Raw genomic sequence first — 15,172 nt, forward strand, 5'->3', positions numbered from 1 at the left:
ATGTTCTGTATCAGATTCACACAGAACCTTTTATGTCATCCACTTAGAAGCGGAAGGAGACGCCGGCGCCAACTGCCAGCGGGTCGAGCTTCTGCTTGCCGCCTTCGTTGTACTCAGCGCTGATGTCGGTGTACTGGGCGAAGCTGCTAACGCCCCAGTTATCAGTGATCTGCAGATCAACACCGAGCTGTGCAGAGGGTGCCCACTGACGGCTCTTGAGGCTCTTGGTGCCGTCTTCAGCACTGGAGTTGGTGAAGGTCGTGTAGGTTGCACCGCCGCCAACGTAGGGCTGAACCTTGGAATCAGTGCCGCCCAGCGGGTAATACTGAGCCATCAGGCTGACCGGACGCGATTCAAACTTGCCGCTGGTGCCGCTGCCGTCGAAAGTGGACTTCTGGGTGGTGTTGACTTCGATACCCAGGTTGTCGGTCGGCATGACGCCAACAGCGCCGAACCAGTTGGTGTCGTCCTTGTAGTTGCCGGTACCGGTCGTTTCGGACTTGACAACACCGCCACGGACAAAGACATCGCCCTGACCATAAGCCATGGCAGACTGAGCGGCGAAAACGCTGGTGCCTACCAGAACAGAAGCTGCGAAGAGTTTGTTCAGAGTCATGATCTTCTCCTTGCTCGAAATGAAAACGTTCATATCGATGGGGTTATAGTTGGAAAACGCTGTTTCCTAATGCTTGGTATCAACTATAGAGAACACTGTTTTGTTTGTCACGTTATTTTTTTACAGTGTTTCTTATCGTTTTAATAATCAACCGCTATGAAGCGATGGATCGTCGGACGTTACCTTTCACGCAGCAGATCTACAGCCAGCTGGACAACGTCACGACGCCAAAGTAGTCCCCTTCATCCTGGCGTTCGAACTCGCGGCTGCGCTTCAGAGTCGTCAGACTTAAATTGTAGCGATCCCATGATATTGCGCCACCCAGTTCCAGGTCACCGACCCATTGTCGCTTGTCGACACTGTGGCTGTTTCGAAAGGTGTTGCCGTCGAGCAGCATGTTGCGTGCTACAAAGCGACCCTGGGCATTGCCAAAGACGTACCAGTTAAAGCGGCGGTCGCGAGAAAACATCATGTTCGAGGACGAGTAGGGCGCAGAGCCCGGGGTGGCGTATTGATCGTCAAGCCGTCGACCCAGACGAATGCCGAGTCCTGCCGAAGCATAGTCATAAAGATTGCCCACCGCGAAACCCGCGTTGGGACCATATTCCAGCGCGAGACTGCCCAGCGTGTTGCGATGCCACCAGCTGCGCTGCATGGCAAGTGTGACGGTGGGCTCGTTATGCAGCTGGTTGTGCCAGCCCTTCGGGTCGTCACTGTCGACCAGATGATGAAAGTTTTTTTGCACTGTCTTCGCCCCTGATCCCGGGCCAATCAGACCGATGTCCAGCGAGAAGGCATCATTAACGCGCCACTGTGGCGTGAGGTGATGGCGATACAGCGACAGGCCGCCATAGAGATAGCCTGCATAGGGTCGGTCATCGGTGATCAGGTCGCGGCGATCGGTATCTTCCGGGGTATACATCTGCTGGCCGAAGCGATAGGAGGCCACATCAACTTCATCGTGGGCCCATCCCGGAATCCAGTCGGCCACCGAGCGTGTCCAGTGGTCGCTTTCCGGCTCAAAGCTCCAGCTGCCTTCAAAACCATTGGTATAGTGACCATCATCGCTTCGGGTCGTAAAAAAATCGTTGGAAAGCTTGAGGGTCAAAACACCATCTGCCATGGCAGAGGCAGAAAGGAGCAGGCCGCTGCCCAGAAGTATCGCTCGACAGATCATGAATAGGGTTCCCGTTTTAATGACGCTATTTTCGTTAACGGGCTTACTTTAGACGATGATCAGGGATAATGCTTACAGTCTTTAACGCAACAAAAAAACCGCCACGAGGGCGGTTTTCAGGGCAACGATGGCAGGGCGGGCGTGAGCGCCTTATTCGGGGGCAATACTCATGCTGTTGCCGGAGCCGATCAGCCTGACGCGCTGGCCGGGCTGGTAGGGGGTGTCGGCCTTTTGCACGACCACCATGTCCTGACCGCTGTCGGTGCGCACCTGGATTTCATAGGCGCTGACCTGATTGACGCGGTCCTCGACTCTGCTGCCGGCAACGGCGCCGCCGATACCGCCCACGGCCGTGGTCAGAACACGTCCGGAGCCGCCGCCGAACTGGTTACCCAGCAGACCGCCCAGTACGGCGCCACCGATGCCGCCCAGACCGGAGTCGTTTTCGTTACCAGCCTGAATGGTCACCGGGCGTACGCCCGTTACCGTGCCATAGGTGACATTGCGGGCAGTCTTGGCCTGATTGCCGGTATAGGTGTTACCGGAATAGATATCACTATTGGCGCACCCACCAAGGGTCAGGGCACCAAGGGCTGCAACGACGAGATAACGCTTCATGGGTCACTCCTGCGCCGGCATGATTCACCGACGGGCTGTTTGTTCTGGAACGCTGTTTGACAATCGAAACAGGGACAGGTTTCAGCCACTTTATCAATAGGATCAGGGCGGCTGCCAGACCGACTGTCAGAAGATATGCTGCAACACTGTAGCCTGCAGGCATATCAACTGCCAGCGATGAGGTAATGATGCTCAGGCAGGGCTCAGGGTCATGTCACGATGGGCAATGCCCGCGTCCATGTAAACCTCGCCGTGCGCCACAAATCCCAGCTGCTCATAAAATCCCGTGGCATGCGTCTGTGCGCTGAGCATGCAATGAGCAAACCCCTGCGTTCGGGCGTAAGCGATAATGTGACGCATCAGCCGAGCGCCAAGCCCGCGTCCTCGACAAGAAGAGAGAATGGCAACGCGACCGATATGGCCATCGGGCAGCAGCCTGGCCGTCCCACAGGGGGTGGCGCCATCGCGCATCACAAAGTGGGTGCACTCGGGGTCAAGGGCATCCAGCTCCTCGCTTTCGTCTACCCCCTGCTCCTGAACGAACACGACATATCGAATGTGGCGGCAGGCCCCGTTCAACGAGGCCCAGTCACCTGTTTCGATCGTGATGTCGTCATGCATGATCAGTCGTCCGCGAATTCATCATCGTCTTCCATATCGTCGTCTTCTACCCAGCGCAGGCTGCCGCGGTTGATCAGCATGGCGAGCAGGGCGGCGGCGCCTTCCAGTGCCAGAACTTCCTGATCCAGGATTCGGGCACCGGAGAGGCGCTGTGCCAGTGCCGTGCTGCAGAAATAGCCGTCGCCGTCGACAAATAGCGTGGCCTGCTCGCCCTGCGGGTGCCATGCCAGACGCGAGCCTGGTGCCGGTTCCAGCAGATCGCCTTCTGAAAGCGCGCTGCGCAGCGTCTCTTCGCTGGCCGGTGTTACAGGCGGCATCAGCTGATCAGGATATTTCACCTGGGTCATGGTGCGTCCGAACCACTGCGCCATCTGTTCGGGGTTGTCCAGGGCGGTGAGCATTTGCTGGCGTACGCGGGCAAGCGTGGTGTCATCGATCAGGGCCGCATCTTGAGACGCCTTGAGGTCCGGGTCGTGATAGCGCGAGGACTCATCGAGCTGCTCACCCAGATAGTCGGCCCAGGACGTGACCATTTCATCCACCGAAGGGGCACGAAAGCCGACCGAAAAGGTCATGCAGTCGTCACTCTGGCTGATGCCGTGATGGGCCACGCGCGGGGGCAGATAGAGCATGTCGCCGGGTTCGAGCACCCAGTCCTGATCGTTGGCAACCTGAAAGTCGGCGAGAATGCGAAGGTCGATTCCATCGATAATGGGAGCATCCTCGGGCATGACGTCTCCCAGCTGCCAGCGGCGCTGACCGCTGGCCTGCAAAAGAAACACGTCATAGTTGTCGACGTGCGCGCCGACATTGCCGCCCGGTGGCGCGAAGCTGACCATGATGTCATCAAGGCGCCAGCGCGGAATAAAGGTGAAATGTTCCAGCAGCTCGGCCACATCCGGCACGTAGTGATCCACGGCCTGAACCAGCAGGGACCAGTCACTGCGCCCGAGACGGGCAAAGGTCTCGTCATCGAAGGGGCCGTGAGAGACCTGCCACGGCTTGTCCGGACCTTGCTGTTCGACCAGGCGCGCCTCGACGTTGTCTTCGCAGGCCAGGCCTGCCAGCTCATCAGGGTCGAGCGGCGACTGAAAGTCGGGAAAGGCGCCCCGGATCAGCAGCGGCTTTTTCTGCCAGTAGTCGCGCAAAAATGTTTCAGCCGACATGCCGCCCAGCGGGAGGTGCGTATGATCTGTCATGAGGTGTCCCTGCTTTTTGGCACGCTTTAAGTACGTGTGATGTCGTGTGCCTGTTCGGCCGCATTGCCGGTATAGCTGGCCGGCGTCATGGTCTTCAGGCGGGCTTTCACATCTTCAGGCAGCTCGAGCGTGTCGATGAATTCGGCAAAGCCTTTCTGGTCGATCTGACGCCCGCGAGTCAGCGCCTTGAGCTTTTCGTAGGGCTTTTCGATGCCGTAACGGCGCATGACGGTCTGGACCGGTTCGGCCAGCACTTCCCAGCTCTGATCAAGATCCGCGTCCAGTCGGGCCGGATTGCTTTCCAGCTTGCTGATGCCCTTGAGCGTGGCCTGATAGGCAATCAGGCCATGCGCCAGCCCCACGCCCAGATTGCGCAGCACGGTCGAGTCGGTCAGGTCGCGCTGCCAGCGCGAAATCGGCAGCTTCTGGGCCAGATGTCCAAGAATGGCATTGGCCAGTCCCAGGTTACCCTCGGAGTTTTCAAAGTCGATCGGGTTGACCTTGTGCGGCATGGTGGAAGAGCCAATCTCGCCTTCTACGGTGCGCTGCTTGAAATAGCCCAGCGAAATATAGCCCCAGACGTCGCGATCAAAATCGATCAGGATCGTGTTGAAGCGACAGACGCTGTCAAAGAACTCGGCGATATAGTCGTGCGGTTCGATCTGGGTGGTGTAGGGATTGAAGCTCAGCCCCAGACGCTCAATGAACACACGCGCGTTCTCTGCCCAGTCAATTTCCGGATAGGCCGCCAGATGGGCGTTGTAGTTGCCGACCGCGCCGTTGATCTTGCCCATCATTTCGATGGACTCGACCTGTTTGAGCTGGCGGCGCAGGCGATGCACCACGTTGGCCATCTCCTTGCCAAGCGTTGTGGGGCTGGCGGTCTGGCCATGGGTACGCGACAGCATGGGCTGTTCGGCGTGTTCCTGGGACAGGGCCGTCACGGCCTCGACGATCTCGCGCATGGCAGGCAGCAAAACGTTGTCGAGTCCGGCACGCAGCATCAGTGCGTGAGACAGGTTGTTGATGTCTTCACTGGTGCAGGCAAAGTGCACAAACTCGCTGATGGCTTCCAGCTCGGCATGGCCTTCGAACTTCTCCTTGAGAAAGTACTCGATGGCCTTGACGTCGTGATTGGTGGTGCGCTCGATGGTCTTGACGCGCTCGGCCTCTTCAACGGAAAAATCGCTGATCAGCTGATCCAGAAACTGTCGCGTCGCACTCGACAGCGGCGGGACTTCCTCGATCTGCTCGTGTTCGGCCAGACGCTCCAGCCAGCGCACTTCAACAATGATGCGGGCGCGAATCAGACCGTACTCGCTGAAGTGTTCGCGCAGCGCGATCGTTTTGCTGCCGTAGCGGCCGTCGACAGGGGAAAGAGCGGTCAGTGCAGAGAGTTCCATCGTGATTCCCGGGTCTGTACCCAATGGTTGTGACATAAAGGGGCAGCCCGGGGGAGAGCTGCCCGGCTAGCGATTATTCGTCGAGTGACTTGAGTGCGCGTCGAATGCCGCTGCGCCCGGCGACCAATTTCCAGCGTCGGCCGCCCTGCTGATGCCAGAGCAGGGCAAAGCGCACACCGGCCAGCAGGATGGCCCTGACGCGCTCGGGCATTTGCCGGCTTTGCAGCAGGGAGGGGTCCCCCTGTACCACGATGCGATAGCGAAAGGTGGACAGGGTGTCCTGATAGATTTCGCCAAGACTTGCGATCACGTTTTCGTGCAGTTCGCCAAAGTGTTCGGCCTGACCCTGAACGCGGCTCAGGCGCTGCCCCAGCGTGTTCATCATCTCCGTGTTCTTGCGCAGGCGATGCATGAGCAGAATCAGCGAAAAACCGTAGCGCATGACGTTGGGGGAGACCTGTTGACGCGTCAGCACACCATCCAGCGCCTCGATTCCCGGGCGCAGATTGTTGACCTGGCCGCCGTAGACATCCTCGAACGAAACAGGATCGGTATCCAGTGTCGCCTTGATCAGGGTCGACCAGGCCCGCTCGTTGGTATGACCGGTACGGGCGAGTTCATCAACCACGGTCGCGGCCTGGAAAACGCCGGCCAGCGCCAGTGCCTGACGCGCCTCACTGTTCATGCTGCACTCTCCAGCGCCTGATGAAACGTCGTGGCAATCACCGCGCCGCCCAGACAGACGTTGCCGTTATAGAGTACCGCGGACTGTCCGGGGGTCACGGCGCGCTGCGGCTCATCAAAGATCAGCGTGACGCTTTGATCCTCATTGATAATGACCCGGCAGGGCTGGTCGCTCTGGCGATAGCGGATCTTGGCGCTGGCGCGAAACTCACGTGCCGCCGGGGCCTCGCCGATCCAGTGCATGGCCTCGGTGGTCAGCGACTGTCGATAGAGCAGGTCGTGATGCTTGCCCTGTACGGCGATCAGGACGTTGCGCTCAAGGTCCTTGTCCGCCACATACCAGGGGGCCTCGGGATAGCCGTTGATGCCACCGATGCCCAGCCCCTGACGCTGACCCAGGGTGTAATACATCAGTCCCATGTGTTCACCGATGTCCTGACCTTCCGGCGTCTGAATGCGACCGGACTGCGCCGGCAGATACTGACGCAGAAAATCGGCAAAGCGGCGCTCGCCGATAAAGCAGATACCGGTGGAATCCTTCTTGCGGGCCGTGGCCAGACCGTGCTGTTCGGCCAGAGCTCGCACATCAGCCTTTTCCATCTCGCCAATGGGAAACAAAGTGCGGCTCAAGGCCTGTTCGCTGACGGCATGCAGAAAATAGCTTTGATCCTTGTTGGCATCGATGCCCTTGCACAAAAGCGTTCGACCGTCACGGTCTTCACGGCGCACATAGTGACCGGTGGCGATCAGTTCAGCGCCCAGCATTTCCGCGTAGTCGAGAAACACCTTGAACTTGATTTCGCGGTTGCAAAGGATGTCCGGGTTGGGCGTTCGACCGGCACGATACTCTTCAAGAAAGTGCTCGAACACATTGTCCCAGTACTCGGCGGCAAAATTGGCCGTATGCAGGCGGATGCCGAGTCGGTCGCAAACGGCCCGGGCATCGGCCAGATCGGCCTTGGCCGTGCAGTATTCGGTGCCGTCGTCCTCGTCCCAGTTCTTCATGAAAAGGCCCTCCACGTGATAGCCCTGCTCAAGCAGCAAAAGGGCCGTCACGGAAGAGTCCACACCGCCGGACATGCCGACGATGACCTTCGATGGCGTGGAAGAGGCGGCTGTATTGTTGACAGGGAAAGTCATGGCGTACCCGTCGTCAGAAATCATTTGGCCGCCATTATACGCCAGCCGGCCCCTGCCTTGACAGGCGGTAAGACAGGATCGTGACCGCATGGCGCCACGCCGTCTCGCAGCGCCCTATGGATGATTCAGATCCCGTATCAGCGTTAGCGGGTAAACGGGGGCTTCAAGGGCATCACGAACGCGCTTTGCCACCAGAGGGCTCCTGAGCCGGCCGGCGCGCTCGAGCGCCTCGATCTGCGCCGGATGGTACCAGTCCGCCTGCACAATACCCTCATCCAGTGTCCGGCTGACGCGTCGTACCGGGTGGGCCAGAAAGGTATGGCTGTGATAGACCACATCGTTGGGGGCCGTATTGATATAAAGGCCCAGATAGCCGTCCAGAGTAATGTCCCAGCCACTCTCTTCAAGGGTCTCCCGATGTACGGCATCGATCAGGGACTCATCGGCTTCCAGATGACCGGCCGGCTGGTTAAACACTGTCGGCGACGTTGCCGGCCCCAGCCGGTCACGCTCTTCGATCAAAAGAAACCGGTCACGGTCGACCACGACAGCGGCGACCGTTACATGCGGCAAAAAGCGGTTCATCGTGGTTTCCTGCGCAGTTTTTCGCGTGGTTTGCGGGGGCTGTCCGGCCGAGCGGGGCGCGGCATATGAATGGTCTCGCGCCGCCACTCGCCCGGAGACAGGGTATTCAGGGTCCACTGACCGATGCTGGTACGAATCAGTCTCAGGGTGGGGTGACCCACGTGTGCTGTCATTCGGCGCACCTGTCGATTACGCCCCTCGGTAATCGATATTTCAAGCCATGTGTCAACAATGTTGGCGCGATGGCGCACGGGTGGCTCCCGTCGGGAAACGACCGGTGAATCAATTCTTCTGACTCTGGCCGGCCGGGTCGGGCCATCCTTGAGGGTGACGCCCATTGAAAGCGCCTTCAGGGCGTTGTCATCAGGCTGACCTTCTACCAGTACAAGATAGGTCTTGGACTGCTTGTGATCAGGGTGCGTGATTCGATGCGCCAGCATGCCGTCATCGGTTAGCAGCAGCAGGCCCTCGCTGTCGTAATCCAGTCGGCCGGCAGGATAGATGTCAGGGATATCGAGCCAGTCGGCAAGCGTGGCACGGCCCTGCGAATCCGTGAACTGGGTCAGCACCTGAAAAGGTTTGTGAAAAAGATAAAGTGTGCTCATAAGTCCGGTCTGATTGTCGACAACCTCTACGCAGTGACAGGCCCTCGATGTTATATTGGGGCTATTATCTCAGGACAGAATCCTGTGCTTTCATCAAGTCGGAGTATTTTCCATGCCAGGCGGCAATATCAGCATTCCCGACAGTGGCCGGACGATTTCGGTCAACGACGATTTTACCCTCTCGGTGCCGGACCGTCCGATCATTCCCTTTATTGAAGGCGACGGCATCGGGGCAGACATTACGCCTGCCATGCGCAAGGTGGTCGATGCGGCTGTAGCGGATGCCTATGGCGGGCGCCGCGAAATTCAGTGGATGGAGGTTTACGCCGGTGAAAAGGCAACGCGCCTCTACGGTGAAGACAACTGGCTGCCGCAGGAGACGCTTGAGGCGGTCAGGGATCATGTGGTGTCCATCAAGGGGCCGCTAACCACACCCGTGGGCGGCGGCATCCGCTCTTTGAACGTGACGCTTCGCCAGACGCTGGACCTTTATGTGTGTGAGCGTCCGGTGCGCTGGTTCAAGGGCGTGCCCAGTCCGGTACGTCAGCCGCAAAACATCGACATGGTGATTTTCAGGGAAAACACCGAAGACATCTATGCCGGCATCGAATGGCAGGCAGGGTCAGCGGAAAACCAGAAACTGATCCGGTTTCTGCGCGATGAGATGCGCGTCGACAGTATTCGTTTTCCCGAGCAGTGCGGCATCGGCATCAAGCCGGTGTCGGAAGAGGGCAGCAAGCGACTGGTGCGCAAGGCAATCCACTACGCCATTGAAAACGGCCGGTCGTCGGTGACCCTGGTGCACAAGGGCAATATCATGAAATTCACCGAAGGGGCGTTCAAGCAGTGGGGCTATGAAGTGGCTCATGATGAATTCGGCGCCACACCGCTGGACGGCGGCCCCTGGCTTTCCATGGAAAACCCTCGCGATGGCAGCACCATCGTCATCAAGGACGTCATTGCCGATGCAATGCTTCAGGAGGTGCTGATTCACCCCGAGCAGTTCGATGTCATCGCCACGCTCAACCTCAACGGTGATTTTCTCTCCGATGCCCTGGCCGCTCAGGTGGGCGGGATCGGCATTGCGCCCGGCGCCAATCGCGGCGACGCTGTGGCCATGTTCGAGGCAACCCACGGGACGGCACCGAAACTTGCCGGCCACGACAGTGCCAACCCGGGGTCGCTGATTCTTTCGGCTGAAATGATGCTGCGCTATCTCGGCTGGGATGATGCTGCGGCACGCATTGTCAGTGGCATGGAGGCAACGATCGCACTAGGTGAGGTGACAGGAGATTTTCATCAGGTCATGGAGCAGGCAACGCTTCTGGGGACCTCGGCTTTTGCTGACGCCGTGGTACGCAATATGCCGGCCTGATATTTTTTGATTCACGTTACCGGTGCTGTTTGCCGATAAAGGAAGTATCGCGTGATCGCTGACTATCGACTCTCGTTTCATCGGGTGGGCATGAGATACTGTTTTTATTGCCGCACGCTTGCATCGTCGGCAGGGCAGCACCATCTTTAAGGGGAACACTGAGGCTTGTTAGCGCTCAAACTGTTAGCTCGATGAGTGCATTCAATCATCTTTCCGCTTGTTTTCATCGATCCGGGCACATATGTTCAAGATAGATAGTGAGGCACTTCACTGCGGTTTTCGTAATACGGTCACTCGTTCAGGCATGACACCACCCGATTCCGACCCTGATCATCAGGAGCAGGGGGATGTGGCCGAGCAGTCGAGCGACCCAAAGCTTGAAGAACCGCCGCTTTACAAGGTGGTGCTTCACAATGACGACTACACGCCCATGGAGTTTGTCGTCGAAGTACTTCAAACCTTTTTCGCCATGGATCACGAGAAGGCGGTACAGATCATGCTGGCCGTTCATACTCAGGGTAAAGCGACCTGTGGCATCTATACCCGTGATATTGCGGAAACCAGAAGCCAGCAGGTCAATCAATACGCTCGAGAATGCCAGCATCCACTGCTGTGCGATATCGACCGGGCAGACTGAGCTGTCTGCAGCGGCCAAGAGGGGACTGCCATGTTGAGCAAAGAACTTGAATTGACCCTGAACACCGCATTTACCGTGGCGCGGTCAAAGCGCCATGAGTTCATGACTGTTGAGCATCTGCTGCTGGCATTGCTGGACAATGCCTCGGCAGCAGACGTCCTGCGCGCCTGCGGTGCCAACCTCGACAAGCTCCGCACCGATCTGCAGGACTTCATCAATACCACCACGCCGCTGATTCCCGAGGATCAGGACGACCGTGAAACCCAGCCGACGCTGGGCTTTCAGCGAGTGCTTCAGCGCGCAGTATTTCACGTGCAGTCTTCCGGTAAATCGGAAGTCACCGGCGCCAATGTGCTGGTCGCCATCTTCTCCGAGCAGGAAAGCCAGGCGGTCTACTTTCTCAAGCAGCAGAACGTGGCGCGAGTCGATGCGGTCAACTACATCGCTCACGGCATCGCGAAGGTCGCCGGGCACAACCAGCAGGGCCAGCACAACAGTGGCGGCGAGTCCGAGGACAGTGAAGAGGCCTCCGGCGACGCGTCATCGCATCCGCTGACCGGCTATGCGACCAACCTGAACGAGCAGGCCCGGATCGGCCGTATCGACCCGCTGGTTGGCCGTGACCACGAGCTGGAGCGTGTGGTGCAGATTCTGGCACGTCGTCGCAAGAACAACCCGCTGCTGGTGGGTGAGGCCGGCGTGGGCAAGACGGCCATCGCCGAAGGGCTTGCCAAGCGCATCGTGGAAGAAGATGTGCCGGACGTCATCAGCGACGCCGTGGTCTACTCCCTTGACATGGGTGCCCTGCTGGCGGGGACCAAATACCGCGGTGATTTCGAGAAGCGTCTGAAAGGGCTGCTTGCCGAGCTCAAGAAAGAGCCCAACTCGATTCTGTTCATCGACGAGATTCACACCATTATCGGGGCCGGTGCCGCCTCCGGTGGCGTCATGGACGCTTCCAACCTGCTCAAGCCCATGCTGTCTTCGGGTGAGCTGCGCTGTATCGGATCGACGACCTTTCAGGAGTTTCGCGGCATCTTTGAAAAGGACCGCGCGCTGGCCCGTCGTTTCCAGAAGGTGGATGTACTCGAGCCCACGGTTGACGATGCCATTCGTATCCTGAAAGGGCTGCGCGGTCGCTTCGAGGAGCATCACCAGCTCAAGTACACCGATGCGGCCATGGAAGCCGCCGTACGACTGGCGTCGCGCTACATCAACGATCGCTATCTGCCTGACAAGGCCATCGACGTTATCGATGAGGCCGGCGCGCATCAGCGGCTGTTACCGGTCGAGGCACGCCTCACTCAGATCGATGTCGAACAGATCGAATCGATCGTGGCCTCCATTGCCCGCATTCCGCCCAAGAGCGTGTCCAGCTCGGATCGCAAGCTGCTGGCCGATCTGGATCGCAATCTCAAGATGCTGGTCTTTGGGCAGGACGAGGCCATTGACAGCCTGTCATCGGCCATCAAGCTTTCACGGGCCGGGCTGGGATCACCCGACAAGCCGGTGGGCAACTTCCTGTTTGCCGGCCCGACAGGGGTGGGCAAGACCGAAGTGGCGCGTCAGCTGTCGCAGATCATGGGTATCGAGCTGGTGCGCTTTGATATGTCCGAGTACATGGAGCGTCACACCGTATCTCGCCTGATCGGTGCGCCGCCGGGCTATGTCGGCTATGACCAGGGCGGTCTGCTGACCGAGGCCGTGACCAAGAATCCGCACTGCGTGCTGCTGCTTGATGAGATCGAAAAGGCGCACCCGGATGTCTTCAACCTGCTGTTGCAGGTGATGGATCACGGCAAGCTGACCGACAACAACGGTCGCGAAGCGGATTTCCGTAACGCGATTCTGGTGATGACGTCTAATGCCGGTGCCGAGCTGGCGTCGCGTCGCTCCATCGGGTTCCAGACCCAGGATCATTCGACAGACGCCATGGAAGTGATTCGCCGTACCTTTACACCGGAGTTTCGCAACCGTCTGGACAGCATCATCCAGTTCAGCCATCTCGACGCCAACGTGGTGCGCAACGTGGTCGACAAGTTCCTGGTCGAACTGCAGGCGCAGCTGGACGAAAAGCGTGTTCAGCTTGAAGTCGACGACGAGGCACGGGGCTGGCTGGCCGAGCATGGCTACGACCCGCAAATGGGTGCACGTCCCATGGCACGTCTGATTCAGGAGAAGCTCAAAAAGCCTCTGGCCGAGATGATCCTGTTCGGTGATCTGGCCGACCATGGTGGGACAGTGCATGTCACGCTGGAGGATGGAGAGCTTCAGCTTTCCGCGGCTGCCGAGCAGGTTGCCTGATCGGCACGCCATGCCGGTAATCACTGACGCCCTGTCTTCGGACGGGGCGTTTTTTTATGCGCGACAACGGATGGCGAATCAGGGCGCTATCCGTCGAGTGCGAACCTGCCGGATGGCCTGAAGCCAGCAGGGCGCCATAAAGCAGTGAGGGATACAAAGAGGGGGCGTGCAGGATAAGGACGCATGGCGTCCTTAGCGGGAGCGGTAGACGATACGACCCTTGGACAGATCATAGGGGGTCAGCTCTACCTTGACCTTGTCACCGGTCAGAATGCGGATGTAGTTCTTGCGCATCTTGCCGGAAATATGTGCCGTCACGACGTGGCCGTTTTCAAGCTCGACGCGAAACATGGTGTTGGGAAGCGTATCGACAATCACGCCTTCCATTTCAATATGATCTTCTCTTGCCATATGATGTATTCCCCGATAATCGTAATATAAGCGCGCCATCAGGGCATTCTTGCTGGCCACAGGGCCGGTCAATGCAGGTGATGGCGGACTGAACGTGCGATATTTTGCCTGATACCTGTCTGAAGCGCAAAGCCGCTGGACGCCTGCCCCGCTTTAATGATGCATCTGTTCGATCGGAATGCTCCGGCGCCAGCGATGTCCCTGCAGATATTCCAGCGGTTTGAAGCGCTGCTTGTAATCCATTTTCTGACTTTCGTTGATCCAGTAGCCCAGATAAACGTGCTCAAGCCCCAGTGACTGCGCCCGGCGAATCTGCCAGATAACCGCCCAGCTTCCCAGTGACCTTGATCGGTAGGCCTCATCCGGGTCGAAAAAGGTATAGATGGCCGAAAGCCCATGGGTCAGAAAATCCACTGCCGCCACGGCCAGAAGATGGCCGTTCAGCCGGAACTCGACCAGCCGTGAAAAGTCATGGGCGGTGCTCAAAAAGACGCGGTACTGCTCGATGGCCGGCGGATACATCTCGCCATCACTGTGACGTACAGTGATATAGCGCTCGTAAAGCGCATAGTGCTCTTCATCAAAGAGGGCGGGGCGCTCGATGACGACCAGATCCTGATTGTCGCGCTCGGTACGCCTGAGCGAACGGTCGGGCGCATAGTCATTGACGGGTACACGCACGGACACACAGGCGTTGCACTCCTGACAGTGCGGACGGTAGAGGTGCGTGCCGCTGCGCCTGAACCCCATCAGGGTCAGGGCGCTGTACATTTCGTGGTCCACCGGAATATGAGGATCCATGAACAGCGTTGTGGCCTCATGAGCTCCCAGATAACTGCAGTCATGAGGCTCTGTCAGGAAAAACCGTAGATCCTGGAGGGGGGAGTGCATGCTTGAGTTGTTCAACGGGCGCAATGTCCAAAAAAGTGGTCCGGGGCTTGCGACATTAATGATTCGGTAGTGACTATCGGCGCATTACCAGGGATTCTTGAAAATGACCGGGTATGTGCTGCTCAAGCAGGGCATTGAACCGATCACGTGATATATCGCGAGCGCCCATGCGAGCCAGATGTGCCGTGTGCATCTGGCAGTCGACCAGTGCCAGATCGTGATGCTCGCCCAGCCATTCCATCAGTCGTACCAGCGCAATCTTGGAGCTGTCGGGGCGTATCGAGAACATCGACTCACCAAAAAATACGCGCCCCATCAGGATGCCGTAAAGCCCGCCTACCAGCGTGTCACCTTCCCATATCTCAACGCTGTGCCCGTGACCCAGCTGATGCAGGGTCACGTAGGCCCGGATAATATCGGATGAAATCCAGGTGCCTTCCTGCGCTTGTCTCTGCTCGGCGCACTGTGTGATCACCGCCTCGAAGGCCTGATCAAACGTCGCCGTCATGCCCGAATTGCGAAGCCGCTTGGCCAGGCTGCGACGTATGCGAAGCTCGTCGGGGAACAGCACCATTCTGGGGTCGGGTGACCACCAGAGAATGGGGTCATCTTCATTGAACCATGGAAAAATGCCGCGCCGATAGGCCGCCAGCAGCCACTCCGGCGTGAGATCGCCCCCTGCCGCCAGCAACCCGTTGGGCGTTTCAAGGGCCCTGTCCGAAGGGGGGAAACCAACAGGGTAGGGAGCAAGCCAGTCAATCATGGCCACCCTCCGAGATCTGACCACATGACACGCCATTTCCGGATGCCCGATAAACCATTAAAAACCTCTTAAGTTTTGTTTGTTGCAGCCGACATTGGTTCTCGGAAGGGTTTGCCAGGTTCTGGCCGCCAGAAAAGACATAA

Annotated in this window: 16 protein-coding genes; 3 read left to right on the forward strand and 13 right to left on the reverse strand. The window is 58.4% G+C overall.

What is annotated here, in order from left to right:
• Window positions 1-43 precede the first annotated feature (43 nt).
• The 10 genes from ACS92L_RS01940 to ACS92L_RS01985 form a co-directional block, all read right to left on the reverse strand.
• On the reverse strand, window positions 44-616 hold the full coding sequence (locus tag ACS92L_RS01940; RefSeq protein ID WP_438766656.1) for an OmpW/AlkL family protein: 573 nt from the start codon (window positions 614-616) through the stop codon (window positions 44-46).
• A 199-nt stretch (window positions 617-815) separates the two neighbouring features.
• Window positions 816-1,793 carry a lipid A deacylase LpxR family protein gene (locus ACS92L_RS01945; RefSeq protein ID WP_438766658.1) on the reverse strand — a complete coding sequence of 326 codons (978 nt, stop codon included), beginning with the start codon at window positions 1,791-1,793 and terminating at the stop codon, window positions 816-818.
• 150 nt (window positions 1,794-1,943) lie between these two features.
• Entirely contained in the window at window positions 1,944-2,411 is a 468-nt protein-coding gene (locus ACS92L_RS01950) for a glycine zipper 2TM domain-containing protein (RefSeq protein WP_438766659.1), read from the reverse strand.
• 192 nt (window positions 2,412-2,603) lie between these two features.
• Window positions 2,604-3,032 carry a GNAT family N-acetyltransferase gene (locus tag ACS92L_RS01955; RefSeq protein WP_438766660.1) on the reverse strand — a complete coding sequence of 143 codons (429 nt, stop codon included), beginning with the start codon at window positions 3,030-3,032 and terminating at the stop codon, window positions 2,604-2,606.
• A 2-nt stretch (window positions 3,033-3,034) separates the two neighbouring features.
• A complete protein-coding gene (locus tag ACS92L_RS01960) occupies window positions 3,035-4,231 on the reverse strand; it encodes a JmjC domain-containing protein (protein ID WP_438766661.1) in 1,197 nt (398 codons plus the stop codon).
• A 26-nt stretch (window positions 4,232-4,257) separates the two neighbouring features.
• Window positions 4,258-5,634 (reverse strand): adenylosuccinate lyase, encoded by a 1,377-nt coding sequence (purB, locus tag ACS92L_RS01965; protein ID WP_438766662.1) that lies wholly within the window; start codon window positions 5,632-5,634, stop codon window positions 4,258-4,260.
• A gap of 73 nt (window positions 5,635-5,707) precedes the next feature.
• Window positions 5,708-6,319 (reverse strand): high frequency lysogenization protein HflD, encoded by a 612-nt coding sequence (gene hflD / locus ACS92L_RS01970; protein WP_438766663.1) that lies wholly within the window; start codon window positions 6,317-6,319, stop codon window positions 5,708-5,710.
• Complete coding sequence (gene mnmA, locus ACS92L_RS01975; protein WP_438766665.1) at window positions 6,316-7,458, reverse strand: tRNA 2-thiouridine(34) synthase MnmA; 1,143 nt, start codon at window positions 7,456-7,458, stop codon at window positions 6,316-6,318. The genes hflD and mnmA overlap by 4 nt, the downstream gene beginning before the upstream one ends.
• A gap of 114 nt (window positions 7,459-7,572) precedes the next feature.
• Window positions 7,573-8,043, reverse strand: a complete 471-nt coding sequence (locus tag ACS92L_RS01980; RefSeq protein WP_438766666.1) for an NUDIX domain-containing protein — start codon at window positions 8,041-8,043, stop codon at window positions 7,573-7,575.
• Complete coding sequence (locus ACS92L_RS01985; protein ID WP_438766667.1) at window positions 8,040-8,648, reverse strand: pseudouridine synthase; 609 nt, start codon at window positions 8,646-8,648, stop codon at window positions 8,040-8,042. Before ACS92L_RS01985 ends, ACS92L_RS01980 begins: the two co-directional genes overlap by 4 nt.
• Window positions 8,649-8,760: 112 nt before the next feature.
• Here ACS92L_RS01985 and icd point away from each other — a divergent pair, with 112 nt between their 5' ends.
• From icd to clpA, 3 genes are all read left to right on the forward strand, one after another.
• Entirely contained in the window at window positions 8,761-10,023 is a 1,263-nt protein-coding gene (gene icd, locus ACS92L_RS01990; protein WP_438766668.1) for an NADP-dependent isocitrate dehydrogenase, read from the forward strand.
• A gap of 304 nt (window positions 10,024-10,327) precedes the next feature.
• Window positions 10,328-10,660: an ATP-dependent Clp protease adapter ClpS gene (gene clpS, locus ACS92L_RS01995; RefSeq protein ID WP_438766669.1), complete on the forward strand. Its 333-nt coding sequence runs from the start codon at window positions 10,328-10,330 to the stop codon at window positions 10,658-10,660.
• Window positions 10,661-10,690: 30 nt separating this feature from the next.
• Window positions 10,691-12,964 carry an ATP-dependent Clp protease ATP-binding subunit ClpA gene (gene clpA, locus ACS92L_RS02000; protein ID WP_438766671.1) on the forward strand — a complete coding sequence of 758 codons (2,274 nt, stop codon included), beginning with the start codon at window positions 10,691-10,693 and terminating at the stop codon, window positions 12,962-12,964.
• Between the two features lie 192 nt (window positions 12,965-13,156).
• Here the strand turns inward: clpA and infA are convergent, their stop codons facing one another.
• From infA to aat, 3 genes are all read right to left on the reverse strand, one after another.
• Complete coding sequence (infA, locus tag ACS92L_RS02005) at window positions 13,157-13,375, reverse strand: translation initiation factor IF-1 (RefSeq protein ID WP_007111068.1); 219 nt, start codon at window positions 13,373-13,375, stop codon at window positions 13,157-13,159.
• 153 nt (window positions 13,376-13,528) lie between these two features.
• Window positions 13,529-14,266: an arginyltransferase gene (locus ACS92L_RS02010; RefSeq protein WP_438766672.1), complete on the reverse strand. Its 738-nt coding sequence runs from the start codon at window positions 14,264-14,266 to the stop codon at window positions 13,529-13,531.
• A gap of 73 nt (window positions 14,267-14,339) precedes the next feature.
• Window positions 14,340-15,029, reverse strand: a complete 690-nt coding sequence (gene aat / locus ACS92L_RS02015) for a leucyl/phenylalanyl-tRNA--protein transferase (RefSeq protein ID WP_438766673.1) — start codon at window positions 15,027-15,029, stop codon at window positions 14,340-14,342.
• Window positions 15,030-15,172: the final 143 nt, after the last annotated feature.

This window comes from Kushneria halocnemicola, from assembly GCF_965650455.1.
GTDB lineage: Bacteria > Pseudomonadota > Gammaproteobacteria > Pseudomonadales > Halomonadaceae > Kushneria.